We start from the raw sequence: 16,892 nt of genomic DNA, 5'->3' as shown, positions 1-16,892 counted from the left end.
TGCGGGCGGCGACCCGGAGTCCGCCGCGGACAGCTCACGGAGGAGCCCGCCGCGGCGAACCGATGCCGTGCTCAGCCGTCGATGCGGTGCTGGGTCCAGAACGAGGTCAGGTCCGTGGTCGTGGCCGCCTGGGCGGCTGCCTTGAACTCGGCCGTGGTCGAGACGCCGTTCCAGTGCGACGCCGCGTAGCTCTTGAGCAGTTGCGTCATGGCGCTGTCGCCGAGAACGCGCCGCAGGTCGTGCAGGGCGCACTTGCCGTACCCGTAGACGACGGTGGAGTACCGGGAGGAGTGGGCGTCCCAGTAGGCCATCGAGTTGGTGATCTTCTCCGCCGACGAGGCCCAGGACACGCTGTTCCAGCAGTTGGTGCCGGTCTTGTTCTGTGCCAGGTCGGTGGCGTAGTCGGTGAACGCCTCATCGAGCCAGGGGCTGTTGTACTCGTCGTCGCCGACGATGCCGTACCACCACTGGTGACCGATCTCATGGGTGAGCGCCGTGGTGCTGACCAGGTCGAGGACGAACCCGGGGTACTCCATGCCGCCGAACCAGAAGTTGTTGTCGATCACGGCGTCCAACTCACCGTACGGGTAGGCACCGAACCGCGACGCATGGGTGTCGACAGCGCTCTTGGCGGTGCTGAGCATCGACTGGGCGTCGGAGGAGCTGATGCCCGAGACGGAGTAGACGTTGACGACTGTGCCGGCGGCCGAGGTGCCGGAGACCTTGCTGAAGGGACCGGCCGCCCAGGCGAAGTCGCGGACCTTGGAGGCGGTGGCGGTGGTGATCGTTCGTCCGCTGGAGCCGGGGGTGTCGACCGAGGAACCGGTGGCCGGTACGAGCAGGGTGGTCGGGTGGTCCAGGGTCACCTTGAAGTCGGCGGTCAGGGAGTAGAACGACTCGCCGTTGTTGGTGTACGGGTCCAGGTGCCAGCCCGCCCCGTCCTTGACGGCGAGGACCGGCAGGGCGTTGCCGATGAAGTTGAAGGCCCCGTCGTGGCCGAACCGGTCGGCGCCGCTGGGAACGGTGATGCCCAGGTCGAAGCCGATCGTGGCGGTCTGGCCCTGGGTGAGGGGCGTCGGCAGGTCGATCTTGAGGGCGGTGCAGGCGACGGACAGGGCGCCCGCCGTGCCGCCGGTGACATTGCTGACCGTGACGGGCGGGGCGGAGCAGGTGCCGTGGTAGTTGTCCCACAGCCTCAGATACACCTCGCTGAGCGCCGTGGCGGACGCGTTGGTGAAGGTGGCGCTCTCGTGGCCGGTCCAGACCGTGCCGGAGGTGTTGCTGCTGAGACTCACGGTGTACGAGGGTGCGGCCGGGGTGCGGGTGGAGTCCGCGGGCGGAGCCGTGCCTCCGGAGGTGTCGAGGCTGACGTCGTCGATGACAAAGCTCGTCTGGAGACTGGAGTCCTCGGTGCCGGTGAAGGCGACGGACACGGTCTGCCCCGCGAACGCCGACACGTCGAACGACTTCTGCACGTACCCGGTGTTCTTGTCGAGGTTCGAGTACGTCGCGAGGGTCGTGCTGCCGATCTTCGCCGTCAGCTTGTCGTACGCGGTGGACGAGGTCGTCTCGGCGGTGTCGACGTGCAACCAGAAGCTGAGGGTGGCGGTGCTGCATCCGGAGGGGATGGTCACGCTTTGCGTGAGGCTGTCGGTGTGGGTGCTGCCCACACCGTCAAGCCAGGCGAAAGCGGTGCCGCCGTGGGCGGTCTGACCTGCCCGGTCGGTGATGACTCCGGTCTTCGACTGGGTCCAGGACGAAGTCCCGCTCTCGAAGCCGCCGTTGGTGACCACCTGGGACGGGGTGCAGGCGGCGGCCGCGGGGGCCGTGGACGGGGCGGCCGCCGCCGGGGTCACGGGAAGCAGGACAGCGGCCGTCGCGGCGACGGCGAGTACGCTCGCCGCGAGGGCCTTGTGGGGGGTGGGTCTCACACGAAACTCCTTTGCGCCGGCCGGGGTTCCGGCTCGCTCGGTGGCCACCCTTCGGCTTGGGTGCGCCGGTGGGCAGCCGGGGCTGCGCGTATCGCTCGCGCGATCGCTGAGTGAGATTCCAGCCGTCCCCCGTGGGGCCGGGGTGACGGCTACCGGCAGCGTGGCAGATTTGACCGGAGCATGCCATTGGGCAAACCGCCGGGAAACGCAGCCATTTCCGCGACGGTCCCCGCGATCGGCCCTACGTACTCGTCGGCGAACTCCGTCTCGTCACCGGTCCCCGCCTCCCCTGGTCATGCCGCGCCTTCCCGGAAAGCGGCGACGAGCTCCGCCGTCGTCACGATGGCGTGGGCGAAGGTCGGGCCGTTGAGCTCGTGCGCGGCGTGCATCATCTCGGGCCGGAAGGCGGCCGTGGCGTCGCGGACCAGCGTCACGTGATAGCCGAGCTCCATGGCGAAGCGAGCGGTGGACTCGATGCAGGTGTTCGCCAGGAGGCCGATCATCACCACATGGGTGATGCCGTGCTGCCTGAGCTGCAGATCCAGGTCGGTGTTGGCGAACCCGCTCTGCGCCCAGTGCTCATGGGCGACGACCTCGCCCGGCCGGGGCCGGAAGTCGGGGTGGAACTCCCCGCCCCAGGTGCCTCGGGCGAAGCTGTGCCGCTCCATGAGGCCGCGCTGGGTCGGGTTGGGGTGGTCCCATGTCTCGTAGTCCCCCGGTTCCCAGCGGCGGTGCGGGACAAACACCACACGGGCGCCGGCCTCGCGCGCGGAGCCGACCACGGAGCGCAGGTTGTCGAGCAGACCGACCTCCCGGGCCACGGGCTCCACTCGCGGCCAGACCATGCCGCCCTCGGAGAGGAAGTCGTTGTAGGGGTCGACCAACAGTACTGCCGTGCGGCGGAGGTCGTAGGTCTCGGACATGGTTCTCCTCAGATCTGGATGACTGACAACATCCTGATTTGAGGATTGCGCTCGTCCTCCAGAAAGTCAAAGATGTCCAGCTCACATCGCTCTTTCTGCGCAATGTGTATGATGGGCAACATCCAGTAATCCGGCACAGGTGTCACTCCCGAAGGGAAGAGCGACATGGGGCACTCGCAGACGGAGAAGGCGGCGTCCCGCGAGCGGGTACTGCGCATGGCGGCCCGCAAGGTCCGTACCGAGGGCGTCACCCGCCCCGGCGTCGCGGACCTCATGAAGGAGGCGGGACTGACCCACGGCGGCTTCTACAAGCACTTCGCCTCTCGTGACGATCTGATCGGCCAGGCCGTCGCTCTGGCCCTGGCCGAAGGGTCGGCGAAGATGCAGCGGGCCGCGCGGAAGAACGCGCAGGAACCTCGCCGCGGACTCATCGACGCCTATCTGAGCCGGCAGCACCGCGACGCTCCGGCCACCGGATGCGCCCTGGTCACCCTCGGCGCCGCCGCCGGGCGCGGCGACCAGCAGTTCAAGGAGGCCTACGAGCAGCAGGTCCGCACCTATCTGGACCTGATCGCCGGCCCGGACGGCACCTCCGAGGAGGCCCGGGCCGAGGCCACGCTCATCCTGAGCGCGCTGGTCGGCGCCCTGCTCATGTCCCGTGCCGTGGCCGACCCCGGCTTCTCGGACGAGCTGCTCAGCCATGTCGCCAGTGCACTCGAACGGCACGGATCACCGCAGTCCGCTCCCCCCGCCTGACTCCGGCCGAGCCACGCACCGTCGGCTCGTACGCGGCCTGCACGGGGTATCAGCGGGTGAGGACCATACGGAACCGGGCGGCGCCGGACAGCATCTTGCGGTACGCCTCGTCGGCCTCCTCCAGCGGTACGGTCTCGATCATCGGCCTGATCCCGTACAGGGCGCTGAACGCCATGGTGTCCTCGACGTCCTGCGAGGTGCCGGAGGCGTGGCCACGCACCGTCTTGGCGCCCATGACCAGCTGAAGTGGGCTGATCCCGAGCGGCTCGGGCGCCAGCCCGATCACCACCAGCTCACCGCGGCGCGTGAGTCCGTCGGCGGTCGCCGCGATGGCGTCGGAACTGCCGGCGGTGGCCAGGACGACCTTCGCACCGCCGAGCGACTGGAGCGCCTCCGCGACGCCGCCGCCCGCTGTGCTGTCGATGTAGTGATGAGCGCCAAGCTGCTTGGCGAGGTCGGCCTTGCCCGCCCCGCGGGCGATCGCCACGGTCTCGAAGCCCATGGCGACCGCGTACTGCACGCCCAGGTGCCCCAGCCCGCCGATGCCCAGCACGGCGACCAGATCGCCCGGCCGGGCGGGACTGCGCCGCAGTCCGTTGTACGTCGTCACACCGGCACAGGCCATGGGTCCGGCCGCGGTCGCCGCGAGCCCTTCGGGGATCCGGGCCAAGGCGTCGACCGGCGCGATCACCTCCTCGGCGAACCCACCGTCGTACGTCCACCCCGGGACCTGGAGGTTCTGGCACATGATGAAGTCGCCCTGTCTGCAGGGCAGACAGTAACCACAGCTGCCGCCGAACCAGCCCACCGCCACCCGGTCGCCCACCCGCCAGCCTCTGCCGTGCGTTCCCTCGCCGAGTTCTTCGACACGCCCGGCGATCTCATGCCCGGGAACCACCGGAAACGTGATGCCCGCTACGGTGCCGTCCACGAAGAAGGCGTCACTGTGGCAGACCCCGCACGCCTGCACACCGACCCGCACATGGCCGGGGCCCGGCTGCGGCACCTCGCGTTCGGTGATCTCCAACGGGCCGCCCGCGGCGTTCACCTGCGCAACTCGGTAGCTACTCATCTGTTTCTCCGGAACGGGTGCGGAAATCCCCTCCACCAGCACATCAGCTCCGGACCGATCGCGCGCGCCGAACGAGGCGAGGCCCGCCCCGTGACTCGGCGGGCCTTCGAGGCGCCGTTGGGGCGCCGGGACCGGCAGCAGGGTCCGCCGCGCCAGGTGAGCGGGCCCTGCTGCCGGTGTATGCGCGGTGGATCAGCTGTGGGAGACGGTCAGCCCGTAGAACGCGACCCGGGCCCCCTTGGTGGTGCTGTCCGACGAGGACTGGTTGTAGGAGCCGGCCTTGAAGTACTGCTTGTACGGCTTGAAGGACGAGGGGATGGAGTAGTGGGTGGTACTGCCGTTGACGGTCAGGTCGATGGTGTTGCCTCCGGACACACCGATCGTGTAGCTCCAGGTCTTCCCGATCGACACATGTCCCACCGTGTGCAGGGTCTGGCCGCCGGACGGTGAGTTCTCGGTGCCGAGGACGATGTCACCGCCCGCGTGGTAGTACAGCTCCAGCAGCGGCTTGGTGGACGATCCCCCGGTGCCGAGGTGGATCTGCCCCACGCACACGTTGGACGTCACGGACACCACGCGCAGGGTCGCGTTCAGGCGGTGGGTGCCGCTGAGCGACCAGTTCGCGGCGCTGCCGTCGCGGTTCATCTCCCGGAGTTCGGAGCGGGCGTAGTTGGAGTTGGGCGTAGTGACGCCCTTCTCGGGCGCCCAGAAGGTCATGGCACCGTCGCGGGTGTCGGTGTAGAAGTACGAGTCCTGGTAGCCGTTGGGGCCCTGGAGCCGGGACGAGGGGATGGTGGTCGGGGATCCCGGGGAGCCGACCGGCTCCTGGAGCTGCCATATCGACAGGTCGAAGTTGCCGCCTGGTGCGACCTTCGGGTCCGCGGCGTTCGCGCTGCCGGTGCCGAGGGCAGCCAGTGTGCCGACGACAGCCGCGACGGTCGCGGTCGCGAGGATCCTGGAACGCGTCATGTGGGGGCCTCCCGTGAGGTGAGGGCGGAGTGACGGTTACTGCGCGGTGAGCTGGAAGGTCTGGGCGCCGGACCCGTCGCAGCCTCGCTGGGTCAGCTGGATGCTGTTGTCGGGGGTGGCCGCGGCGCTGAGGCACTTGCCGCTGTGGCGGGCGACGAAGTGGTAGCGACCGGCGCTCTCCTGGACGGGCTGCCACTGCTGGTTCTGGCCGCCGGAGTAGGACCACAGCTGCAGCGGGGCGTTGTCCGCCTGGGAGCGGTCGGTCACGTCGACGACCTGCTGGGGGTTACCGCGGGCGGCGATGCGGACGTATCCACTGTCGGTGGAGCGGAACTGGAACTGCTGTGCCCCGGTGTTGTTGCAGGTGTACTGCTGGATGACGGTGCCGTTGGCGGTGGCCGCGGCACGTGCGTCGGCGCAGGCACCGTTCCCGGCGTTCCGCATCGTGTACCAGGCCGTCTCGGAGATCGGACCGGAGGGCGGCTGGGTGTCCCCGGCTCCGCCGAGCCACTTGAGCCCGTCGAGCAGGAACTGGTTCTGCGTCGGGCTGGCGAAGGTGGACGACAGGGTGGTGTTGGTGTCGTAGTCCATCGCGTTGTGGCCGAAGTTGGCGTACAGCATCCGGTACTTGGTGTTCGTCCACAGGATCGGGTAGTAGCCGCCGTACCAGCTCTGGTCGGGGTCGGTCCCGAGGGGGAAGCTGCTCGGGTCGATCGAGGCCAGGATCTTGATGTCAGGGTTCTGGCGCAGGTCGTTGGACCAGCTGTACCACTCGCTCACCGACGAGGTGAAGGTGGACGGCAGGTTTCTGGTGGCCGGGTGGCTGTGGTCCTCGACCCGGAGGACGGCTGTCGTCGGCCCCCAGGTGTTGGACTTGAAGTTGCCGCTGCCGAGGAACTGGTTGTGGTACCAGGGCCAGCTTGCGGCGTCGGTGGTGAAGGCCGAGACATGGAAGCCCATCCAGGCCCCGCCACCCCGCATGTACTGCTCGAATCCGGCCCGTTGGGCGGCGGTCTGCGGCAGGTCGTCGAGGAAGAGCACCACCTGGTAGCCGTTGACCCCACCGTTGGCGAGGAGGTCCCAGTTGTTGCTCGCGGTGTAGGTGAAGCCGTTCGCCGCCGCCTGCCGGGGGAACCAGTCGTTCGCCTCGTGAACGAAGCTGATGTGCGCGGCGTCCCAGGTTCCGTTGTAGAGGGCCAGCACCTTGAACGGGGACGTGGCGTGAGCGGTCGCCTGCGCGGGGGGAGTCGCCAGGCCCAGCAGTGCGGCCAGGAGGATGAACAGCCTCAGCACTTTACGGGCGCCGACGGAGTGTCTCAGGACGTTGAAGGGAGGCTCAGCCATGGCGATTTCCAGCCTTTCGCGCGCGATGACGGTGGGGGGAGCCGCGGAGCTACGTTCAATAGGCTGAACTTTGGGTGCATTCTTGGATCGCTGGTGACCTGAGAACCTAAAGGTCTGAACCAAACACGTCAAGAGGTGAAGCAAAGGCGGCGTCGCGCGCGAGAGGGACGATCACTTCCTGGAACTGGCCACCGAACCGATCGCGGGCGGGACTTCAGCATCCCGGTCCCGCCCGGCGGGCGCAGGCTCAGCCCGTCGCACCGCCGCCCAGCACCAGCGAGCGGAAGGAGGCCACCACCGGTCGTAGATCGATGCGGTGCCAGGCGGCGAAGAGCCGTACGCAGGCGTTGTGCCAGTGCAGTTCGCGTACGGCGACGCCCTCGGTGGCGCCCCGCAGCAGGCTCTTCTGGATCAGGGCCAGGCCCAGGCCCGAGGCGACGAGGCCGAGCGCGGTGAGGGGCTCAGCGGCTTCGAAGCGGACATCAGGGGCGAAGCCCGACGCCGCACAGGAAGCGATGAAGGCGTCCCGCCAGGCGGAATCCTCGGAGTTCTCCACCGCGACCCAGGGCCGGCCGTCCAGATCGGCGGGGGCGAGCTCCGCCCGGCCGGCCAGAGGGTGGTCCACGGGGAGCACGAGCAGCAGGGGATCGTCCAGCAGCGGTGCAAAGGCCAGGTCCGGGTCGTCGGCGGCGGGAGGCTCGTGGACCAGGGCGATGTCGAGACTGCGCTGACGCAGCCCTTCGAACTGCTCGGCGGGGGTCAGGCTGTACAGCGCGACATGGATGCCGGGGCTGCGCTGGTTCAGCACCCGTAGAGCATCGGGCAGGATGCCGGTGTGCATGGCGTGGGCGGCGTACCCGATGCACAGTCCGCCCTCCTCGCCGCGGCCCAGCCGGCGGCCCAGGTTCTCCAGCCGGTCCGCGTGCCGCAGCAGCGCCTTCGCCTCGGTGAGGAACACGCGGCCGTCCGCCGTGAGCCGGATGCGCTGCTGGCTCCGCTCGAAGAGGGTCAGGCCGAGCTTCTGTTCCAGCTGAGCGATCTGCCGACTGAGCGGAGACTGGGAGATGTGCAAGGCCTCTGCCGCTCGGCCGACGTGTTCCGCCTCGGCGACGGCGACAAAGTAGCGGAGCTGGCGTAGATCGAGCATGTGAGACCTCGGGGGACTGAACTCAGTCCAAGTGTGTCTTGGACAGTCTGAAGTCTCGATCCTAGCGTGGAGTACGCACAGTCGGCGGCCCGCCGAAACGCGTTCAGCGCGGCACGCCGCCACCCCATCACTGCGAGGACATCTCCATGAGCATCACCACCCTCCTTCCCGGACGACTCGGCTTCGGCACCGCCCCCCTGGGCAACATGTTCCGGGCCATCCCGGACGACGAGGCCGCCGCCACCGTGGAGGCGGCCTGGCAGCACGGCATCCGCTACTTCGACACCGCGCCCTTCTACGGCGCGGGCCTGTCGGAGATCCGGCTCGGCGAGGCCCTGTCCGGCCATCCCCGTGACGCCTACGTCCTGAGCACCAAGGTCGGCCGCATCATCCTCGACGAGGTGGAGGACCCCGCCGCGCGCGACCTGGGCGAGAAGGGCGGCCTCTTCGAGCACGGGCGCCCCAACAAGATCGTCAACGACTACTCGGCCGACGCCACGCTGCGTTCCATCGAGGACAGCCTCAAGCGGCTCAAGACCGACCGGCTCGACATCGTGTGGGTGCACGACGTGGCGCAGGACTTCCACGGCGACCAGTGGCTGGCCGTGTACGAATCGGCCCGCACCGGAGCCTTCCGCGTCCTTGACCGGCTGCGGGACGAAGGCGTGATCAAGGCCTGGGGGCTGGGCGTCAACCGGGTCGAGCCGCTGGAGCTCACTTTGGATCTGGAGGAACCCCGCCCCGACGCGTTCCTGCTCGCCGGCCGCTACACCCTGCTGGACCACAGCCGGGCGCTGCAGCGCCTGCTGCCCGCCGCGGCCGCACAGAACGTCGACATCGTCGTCGGCGGCCCGTACAGCTCCGGCGTTCTCGCCGGCGGCACTCACTTCGAGTACCAGAAGGCGCCCGCCGACATCGTCGCGAAGGTGGAGCGGATCAAGGCGCTCGCGCAGCAGCACGGGGTCGGCATCAAGGCGGCCGCTCTGCAGTTCTCCCTGGCCCACCCCGCCACGGTGGCGGCCATCCCCGGCGCCACCCGGCCCAGCCGTATCGCCGAGGACGTCGCCGCACTCGACGAGACCGTCCCGGCTGCCTTCTGGACCGCGCTCCGCGAGGAGAAGTTGATCTCTCCCGACGCCCCGGTGCCCACCGCCTGAGCCCCGGCCGCGTACTCCCCCGCTCCGACCCTGCCGGCACTCCCCCCGCAACCCCGTCGGCCCCCTCCCCTGAAGGAACCCCCATGGCCACGACCACCGTATCCCTGGAGATCCCCGCCACCGCCGACCGCGTCTGGCAGCTGATCGGCGGATTCGGCTCCCTGCCCGATTGGCTGCCGTTCATCCCCGGCAGCGAGCTGAGCGAGGGCGGCCGCATACGCAGTCTGAAGAGCGAGGACGGCGGCGACATCGTCGAACGGCTGGAGGCCTTCGACAACAAGGCCCGCACCTACAGCTACTCGATCGTCGAGGCGCCCTTCCCGATCACCGGCTACCTGTCCACCCTGTCCGTGCACGAGGTGCCCGGCGGGCAGACCGCGCGCGTGGAGTGGACCGGGACGTTCACCCCCGTCGGAGTGACCGAGGACGAGGTCGTCAGCCTCTTCCACGGCATCTACACCGACGGACTGGCCGCGCTGCGGCAGACGCTCGCCGACTGAGCGCCTGTGCCAGTGCCCCGGCAGACAACGTTCGCCCCTCGCGCCGACGTCACCGGCCGGGGCACTGGCGTGCGCTGATCACCAGCGCGGGGTCCGGGTCGTCGGCGTAGAGCAGGTCGACGACCTCCTTGCGACGGTCGGTCACCACGCGGTGGTTGAGGTACCCCTTGTCGGTGATCTCGCCGTCGTCGATGCTCGGCGGCTCGGCCACCAGCGCAAGCCGTTCCACGCGCGACGCGGCCCCGGCACCGGCATTGACCCGGGTCAGGACCTCGGCGAGGTGCCGACGCAGTCCGTCATGGCCGAGCAGTTCGGCGGCGTCGGTGGCCCGTGTGCCGAGCAGTTCGTTGGCCGGGGCCAGCGCCGGCCAGCCGATCGCCGCGATGTGCGAGCGGTCGCCGCCGACCAGTACGACGTCGGCGAGCACTTTTGCGGCCGACAGCAACGCGCTCCGCAGCCGGCCCACGACCACCCAGGTGCCGCTGGCGAGCTTGAAGTCCTCGGCGATCCGGCCGTCGAAGGCGAGCCCGAGGCGGGGGTCGCCTCCCGGGTCGAGCAGCCGCACCGCGTCGCCGCTGCGGTAGAAGCCCTCCTCGTCATGAGCGGCGGGCACGTCCATGCCGAGGTACCCGGGGGTGACCGAGGCGCTGCGCACCCGGATCTCGGTCCGGTCACCGACCGGGGCGAGCTTCAGCTCGACGCCCGGCAGCGGGATGCCGATGCCCTCGCGCACGCCTCCGTAGGTGGACGTCGCCGCGGGCCCCGTCTCGGTCGCACCCCACGACGACACGACCTCTATGTCGCGCCCGGTCGCCGAGCGGGCGACGGCGCGCAGCCGCTCCCGTTGCGCGTCCGGCAGGTCGGCGCCCGCGTAGAGGATGATCCGCGCGCGCGACAGAACCCGCCGGGCGAGTTCGGGATCGCTCTCCAGCCGCTGGACGAGCAGGCCGTACCCGGCCGGTACGTTGACGCAGACGGTGGGCGGCATCCGGCGCAGCGCGTCCACGGTGCGCCCGAACGCGTCGGGCAGCGGTGCTCCGTCGTCGATGTAGAGACTGCCGCCGTTGCACAGCGCCAGGTGCAGGTTGTGGTTGCCGCCGAAGGTGTGGCTCCATGGCAACCAGTCGGTGAGCACGGGCGGTTCGTCTTCCAGGAAGGGCCAGATCTGCCGGAGCATCTGCTGATTGGCACAGAGCATCCGGTGGGTGTTGGGCACACCCTTGGGGGTGCCGGTCGAGCCTGACGTGAAGAGGATCTTCGCCACGGTGTCCGGTGTCAGGGACTCGTAGGCCCGCCGCACCGCGCCGGTGACGACGGTGCGGCGCAGCGTGTCCATCGTCACGTCCCCCGCACCGGACCGCCGTGAGACCGCCGTCTCCGGGGACGTACCGGCGACGGCCGCCGCGTCCAGGGCGGCACGGAAGCGGTCGCCGTCGTCGGCGTACACCAGTCCCGGCCGGACCAGGGCGGCGATGGCGCGCACGCGTGCGTGGTCGCTGCTGCGTAAGGAGTAGGCGGTGCTGACCGGTACGACGGGGACGCCGGTGAGATAGCCGGCGAGGGTGAGCAGCAGATGATCGAGGGAGTTCCCGGACAGCAGGAGCACCGGGCGCTGCGGACCGCACCCGCGGTCCAGGTACGCCTGGCCCAGCGCGACCGCGGCCTCCGCCGCCGCGCCGTACGTCAGCGTCCGCCAGCCGTCCCCGTCCCGCTCGGCCGCGAGGGTGCGCTCCGGGCACTCGGCCGCCCAGCGGCACAGCATGTGCGCGAGCGTCGGCGGATGGTCCAGCAGCCCTTGGTCGACGCGCAGCACCCGGGTACCGTCCGCGCGCTCCTCACAGGTCACGTCGGCGAGGGCCGCCACGTCTGTGCTCACCGGATCGCCTCGCCGGACACGGTGTCCTGCGTCTCGAGTTCGACCACGCCCCGCAGATCACCGGAGCGGATCAGCGTGACCACACGTTCGATGTCGGCGTCCAGCGGCCGGTCGCGGTCCAGGAACGCGCAGACACCGCGCACCGCGTCGTAGGCCGCGCGAGTGGGAGGACTGAGATGTTCGAGCCCGCGCAGGTCCGCCGCCTGACACAGGGCGATCAGATGGATGGCCGCGATGCGCTGGACGAGTTCCACCACCGAACGGGCGTCGCGGGCCGCGATTGTGCCCATGCTCACCTTGTCCTGGTTGTGCGCCTCGGTGGAGCGGGAGAACGACGCTGCCGGCATGGTCCACTTCAGTGCCTCGGCGGCCAGCGACGAGGCCGTGATCTGCATGCCCTTGAAGCCGTGGAACAGCCCTGCTTCGAAGTCGTCGGGTGCCAGCGGCGGGATGAGGTTCGGTGTCAGGCCGTTGTTGAACTTCTCGTCGACGACCAGCTCCAGCTGACGGTCCAGCAGATCGCCCACGCTGGCCACCGCCGTCTTGATGGCGTCCATCGCCTGCGCCACATGACCGCCGTAGAAGTTTCCGCCGTTGCGCACCGCGCCGTCGGCCACGTCGAACAGGGGGTTGTCGTTGGCGGAGTTGACCTCGACGGCCAGCCATCGGTAGGCCCAGTCGGCGGTGTCGCGCAGGACGCCGGTGACGTGGGGGGCGCAGCGAATCGAGTAGTGGTCCTGGATGGGGCGTTCCAGTTCGGCGAAGTCGGCGTCGGGCCGACGGACGCCCGAGTCGGCCGCGATGTCGCCGGTGAGGATCGTCCGGATCGTCGCGGCGCTGTCCACCATGCCGTCGTGCGGCTTCGCCTCGAAGAGAAACGGGGCGAAGTGCGACGAGTTGCCGAGCAGCACCTGACTGGTCAGCGCGGTGCACAGGTCGGCGGTGAAAGTCAGCTCCCGGGCGTCGTGCAGAGCCAGGACGGCGAAGCCGGACATGAACGAGGTGCCGTTGACCAGGGCCAGTCCCTCCTTGGCCTCCAGGGTCAGCGGGGTCAGGCCGCAGTCTTCGAGGGCGCGCTCGGCGGGCTTGTCCGCCCCGCGATGGGTCACCGTGCCGCGCCCGGTGAGCGCGGCGGCGAGGTAGCTCAGGGGCACCAGGTCGCCGCTGGCGCCGACCGAGCCGCGCTCCGGGATCTGCGGCAGGATGTCCGCGTTGAGCAGGTCGATCAATGCGGAGACCAGCTCGGGTCGTACGCCGGAGATGCCACGGGCGAGGCAGTTGGCGCGGATCGTCATGGTGGCCCGGACGACGTCGTCGTCGGCCAGCGGGCCGACGCCCGTGGAGAGGAAGCGGATCAGGTTGTCCTGCAGATGGTCGACCTTGCGCTTGGATATCTGCCGGGCGCTGCTGTCGCCGAACCCGGACGTGACGCCGTAGATCGGGACGCCGGAGTCGATCAGGGAGTGCTTCATCGCGTTGGACTCGGCGATCCGCCGGGCCACGTCCGCGGCCAGGGTGACGACACGCGTCCCGGGGTGGCGGGCGACGGTGACGATGTCCTCGACGGAGAGCCGGTGCCCGTCAAGGGGCACCTCACGCAGGCCGGCCCGCCGGTGGGTGGGTGTGAGCATGTCGGTCCTTCCTACTGCGGGAAATAGCCCGCTCGGGTGAAGAATTGGTCGTACGTGCGGAACAGCTCCCGAGTTGGTTCCGGACACGTGATGCCGGTGTCCGCCAGCGCCGCGTCGGTGGAGGAGCTGTCCATCGCCAGGTACACATCGGTGGCACCGGCACCGGAGACCGCTTCGAACGACTCCAGCAGCGGCAGCAGCGCGTTGTCGCGGTCGGCGGTGACCCGGTCGCGCCAGGCGGCGGGGTCCATCTCGGTCAGCTCGCGGCCGAACGACCGTAGGTGCGCCGCGATGTCGGCGAAGCTCACCGATGTCCGTCCGGACATATGGAAGGTGCGGCCCGCCGCGTCGCGGCAACGGGTGAGCGCGAGCACGGCGGCGCTGACGTAGTCCACCGGCACGAGCTGAAAGCTGCCGCCCAGGCCCGCCGGGACGGCGCGGGCCTGCAGCATCCCCTTGACGCTGAGCCATACGAAGTCCCGGGTCTGGCAGGCACCGCGCTCCTGGTCGCCGGAGACCAGGTCGACCCGGTGGACCGTGACCGGCAGACCGCGCTCACGGGCCAGACCGACGAGTTGCTCGGCCACCCACTTGCTCTGTGTGTAGCCGGTCCGCAGCGCCTCGGGCGGCCCGGTCGGGTCGTCGGGGCGCAGCGGCACACCGGGGGCGACCGGCCGGGCGAAGACGCCGGTGGTCGAGACGTGGTGCATCGGGACGCTGCGGTGTCGGGCGGCCAGCCGCAGCAGTTCGGCAGTGCCGTCGACGTTGGCAGCCTTCAACGCCGCATACGGCTGAAGCCAGTTGACCTGCGCTCCCGCGTGGACGACCAGGTCGACCGAGCGGGCCAGTGCGTCGAACACGTCGGCGGTCAGGCCGAGTCGGGGCCGGGCGAGGTCGCCGACGACCACGTCCAGGCGGCCCATCGCGATGTCGTCCTCCAACCCGTACCACCGCATGTTCTCCATCAGGCGGCGCAGGGCGTCGTCACGGTCGGCGCCCCGGACCAGGCAGCGCACCACCGCGCGCGTGGTGCGCATCAGGTCGCGCAGCAGGAACGCGCCGATGAAGCCGGTCGCGCCGGTCAGGAGGACCTCGCCGGGGTCGGCTGCGACCTCGACGGTCGTCGCGGCGGGCCGGATGTCGTCGGCGAGGCTCACGTCCGCGGCGAGGTCGCCACCGTCGGAGTCGACGTCGGTCGGTGCGTCGGAGAAGAGATCCCGCAACAGCCGGTCCGCGACGGACTCCGGGGTCGGATGGTCGAAGACCAGGGTGGGCGGCAGCCGCAGCCCGGACACCGCGTCGAGCTGGTTGCGCAGTTCGACGGAGCTGAGCGAGTCGAAGCCCAACTCGGGGAAGGGCGTGTCCGCGCCCACGTCGGCCGCATCGCTCAAACCCAGGAGGTCGGCGACCCGGGCCCGGACGAGGTCGAGGATCCGCGCGCGGCGGTCGGCGGCGGGCAGGGCGGCCAGTTCGTCGGCGAGCCCCACCGGGTCGACGGACGCGGCCGGACGCCGGGCGCCGCGGCGGGCCAGCCCGCGCAGCAGGGGCGGGACCGGTGGCTGCCGCCGTACCGTGTCCAGGTCGATCGGACAGGCCACGAGAAGCGGAGCGCCGGCGGCGACGGCGGCGTCGAGCATCGCCATGCCGCGCTCGGCGGAGATGGCCCCGAAGCCCTCCCGGGCGACGCGGCGCAGATCCGCCGCGGCGGACATGCCTCCCTCGTCCAGTTCCCACGGCCCCCAGGCCACCGAGACGGCGGGCAGCCCCTCGGCGGCGCGCTGCTGGGCCAGAGCGTCGAGGGCGGTGTTGGCGGCGGCGTAATTGGCCTGCCCCGGGCCGCCGAGGACGCCCGCGACGGAGGAGAACAGGACGAACGCGGCGAGGTCGCGGTCGCGGGTCAGCTCGTGCAGATGCCGGGCGGCGTCGGCCTTGGGGCGCAGCACCACGTCGAGGCGGCGCGGGGTGAGCGCGGTGAACGCGCCGTCGTCGAGCACGCCGGCGGCGTGCACCACCGCGCGCAGCGGCCGGTCGGCGGGCATGCCGTCCAGGAGTGCGGCGAGGGCCGCGCGGTCGCCGACATCGCAGGCTTCTACGGTGGCGTGGGCGCCCATCCGGGCCAGGTCCTCGACGAGGCGTGCCGCGCCGTCGGCGCGCGGGCCGCTGCGGCTGGTCAGCACGAGGTGCCGCACCTGGTGGTGGGCGGCCAGATGCCGGGCTACGGCGGCGCCGAGTGCGCCGGTGCCGCCGGTGATCAGTACGGTGCCGTCGGTGGGCCATCCTGCGGTGTCCGTGGGCGCCGGAAGCGGGGCGAGCCTCGGTACCAGGACCCGGTCGCCGCGCAGCACCAGTTGGGGGGCTCCGGAGGCGGCGATGGCGGCCAGCAGCTCCGGCCGGACGTCAGCATCGGCATCCGCATCCACGAGGACGAACCGGCCCGGGTGCTCGGACTGGGCCGAGCGCAGCAGGCCCCAGACGGCCGCGGTGTCCGAAGGGCCCTCCCTGTCCACCGCGACCGCGCCCCGGGTCAGCACGACCAGCGGCGTGTCGGAGGGCCCCTCGGCGAGGGTGCGCTGGGCGACGTCGAGAACGTGGTGCAGTTGGTCAGCCGAGCCGACGCGCTCGACGAGCGGGACGGGTCCGTCGCAGGCGGGCAGGACCATGGGTGTCCAGTCGACCCGGTACAGGTCGTCGGTGCGCAGCGCCGGGGGCGGGGTGCCGTGGACGATCTCGTCCGCGGCGGCGATCACGCGCCCCGACGGGTCGGTGAGCAGCAGTTCGGGGCCGCCGGGCGGGGCGGACGCCAGGCGGCCCGCGCGCGCCCCTGCCGCGTACACGCGCACTCCCCGCCAGTTGAGCACAGGGCGGTCGCCGATCGCGGCGGACAGCAGCTCGGGGTCGAGGATGTAGCGGTCGGACTCGTCGCCGTCCACGGTGAGTTCGGTGGCTCCGGCTGCCATGTCCGGGAGTGGCACGGCGGGTGTCGGGCTGAGGCGGCCGTGCGCGTACCGGGTCCAGGCGCTCTCGTTTCCGGGGCGGGCGTGGATCCGTAGGTCACGACGGCCTTCGGCGCCGGGTGCGTCGACCGTCACCTGCAGTTGGACGCCGCCGCGCGGTGGCGGAGTGAGGGTGGCGTCGACCACGAGGGTGTCCACGGTGGTGCAGTCGACCTCGTCGGCGGCGCGCAGTGCCGCCTCCATCCAGACCGTCGTGGGTACGCGGGCACCGGTCAGCCGCCCGGTGAGCGTGACCCGGCCGCTGTCCGGATCCTCGACGACCGAGGTGAGCAGCGGGTGTCCGGTCGCCGGGCGGTCGACGGAGTGACGGGCGGTCTGCCAGTAGTGCTGGTGGTCGAAGGCGTAGGTGGGCAGGTCGGTCCGGCGTGCACCGCTGCCCGCGAAGAAGCCGGCCCAGTCCACCGGCACACCCGCAGCGAACAACCGGCCAAGACCACCCACCAGACACGCCACTTCATCACTCGAACGACGAGCCAACGCCACCGCCACCGGAACATCAGCAATCATGCTCGTCAACACCGCATCCGGACCCACCTCCACAAACGCATCCACACCATCAGCAGCCATCGCCG

12 protein-coding genes are annotated in these 16,892 nt (G+C 70.6%); 3 read left to right on the top strand and 9 right to left on the bottom strand.

What is annotated here, in order from left to right; all coding sequences use genetic code 11:
* Nucleotides 1-71 precede the first annotated feature (71 nt).
* Together AB0L95_RS26285 and AB0L95_RS26280 are read right to left on the bottom strand one after the other, a co-directional pair.
* Nucleotides 72-1,931, bottom strand: coding sequence for a M1 family aminopeptidase (locus AB0L95_RS26285; RefSeq protein WP_365165225.1), 1,860 nt, complete (start codon nt 1,929-1,931; stop codon nt 72-74).
* 293 nt (nt 1,932-2,224) lie between these two features.
* A complete protein-coding gene (locus AB0L95_RS26280) occupies nt 2,225-2,854 on the bottom strand; it encodes an isochorismatase family cysteine hydrolase (protein ID WP_365165222.1) in 630 nt (209 codons plus the stop codon).
* Nucleotides 2,855-3,019: 165 nt separating this feature from the next.
* On the opposite strand from AB0L95_RS26280, the gene AB0L95_RS26275 reads away from it, so the two are divergent.
* On the top strand, nt 3,020-3,610 hold the full coding sequence (locus AB0L95_RS26275; protein WP_365165219.1) for a TetR/AcrR family transcriptional regulator: 591 nt from the start codon (nt 3,020-3,022) through the stop codon (nt 3,608-3,610).
* 49 nt (nt 3,611-3,659) lie between these two features.
* Here AB0L95_RS26275 and AB0L95_RS26270 read toward each other — a convergent pair whose 3' ends face one another.
* The 4 genes from AB0L95_RS26270 to AB0L95_RS26255 all read right to left on the bottom strand — a co-directional run bounded on the left by AB0L95_RS26270 (nt 3,660) and on the right by AB0L95_RS26255 (nt 8,142).
* The gene (locus AB0L95_RS26270) at nt 3,660-4,682 is read right to left on the bottom strand and encodes an alcohol dehydrogenase (RefSeq protein WP_365165217.1); all 1,023 of its coding nucleotides are present in this window, start codon (nt 4,680-4,682) and stop codon (nt 3,660-3,662) included.
* A 192-nt stretch (nt 4,683-4,874) separates the two neighbouring features.
* Entirely contained in the window at nt 4,875-5,651 is a 777-nt protein-coding gene (locus AB0L95_RS26265; RefSeq protein ID WP_365165214.1) for a polysaccharide lyase family 7 protein, read from the bottom strand.
* 36 nt (nt 5,652-5,687) lie between these two features.
* Entirely contained in the window at nt 5,688-6,995 is a 1,308-nt protein-coding gene (locus AB0L95_RS26260) for a ThuA domain-containing protein (protein WP_365165211.1), read from the bottom strand.
* A gap of 247 nt (nt 6,996-7,242) precedes the next feature.
* On the bottom strand, nt 7,243-8,142 hold the full coding sequence (locus tag AB0L95_RS26255; RefSeq protein WP_365165209.1) for a LysR substrate-binding domain-containing protein: 900 nt from the start codon (nt 8,140-8,142) through the stop codon (nt 7,243-7,245).
* Between the two features lie 146 nt (nt 8,143-8,288).
* On the opposite strand from AB0L95_RS26255, the gene AB0L95_RS26250 reads away from it, so the two are divergent.
* Both AB0L95_RS26250 and AB0L95_RS26245 read left to right on the top strand, forming a co-directional pair.
* Nucleotides 8,289-9,299, top strand: coding sequence for an aldo/keto reductase (locus tag AB0L95_RS26250; protein WP_365165206.1), 1,011 nt, complete (start codon nt 8,289-8,291; stop codon nt 9,297-9,299).
* An 83-nt stretch (nt 9,300-9,382) separates the two neighbouring features.
* Nucleotides 9,383-9,799, top strand: a complete 417-nt coding sequence (locus AB0L95_RS26245; RefSeq protein ID WP_365165204.1) for an SRPBCC family protein — start codon at nt 9,383-9,385, stop codon at nt 9,797-9,799.
* A gap of 49 nt (nt 9,800-9,848) precedes the next feature.
* Here the strand turns inward: AB0L95_RS26245 and AB0L95_RS26240 are convergent, their stop codons facing one another.
* The 3 genes from AB0L95_RS26240 to AB0L95_RS26230 are packed head-to-tail and all read right to left on the bottom strand — an operon-like array spanning nt 9,849 to nt 16,728.
* Entirely contained in the window at nt 9,849-11,675 is a 1,827-nt protein-coding gene (locus AB0L95_RS26240) for an AMP-binding protein (protein ID WP_365165201.1), read from the bottom strand.
* Complete coding sequence (locus tag AB0L95_RS26235; protein WP_365165199.1) at nt 11,672-13,306, bottom strand: aromatic amino acid ammonia-lyase; 1,635 nt, start codon at nt 13,304-13,306, stop codon at nt 11,672-11,674. Before AB0L95_RS26235 ends, AB0L95_RS26240 begins: the two co-directional genes overlap by 4 nt.
* Nucleotides 13,307-13,317: 11 nt before the next feature.
* On the bottom strand, nt 13,318-16,728 hold the full coding sequence (locus tag AB0L95_RS26230; protein WP_365165197.1) for a thioester reductase domain-containing protein: 3,411 nt from the start codon (nt 16,726-16,728) through the stop codon (nt 13,318-13,320).
* Nucleotides 16,729-16,892: the final 164 nt, after the last annotated feature.

The organism is Streptomyces sp. NPDC052036, assembly GCF_040680495.1.
Classification (GTDB): Bacteria; Actinomycetota; Actinomycetes; order Streptomycetales; family Streptomycetaceae; genus Streptomyces.
Note: the sequence above shows the minus strand (reverse complement) of the source record. Positions and strands in the feature narration are given on the sequence as shown.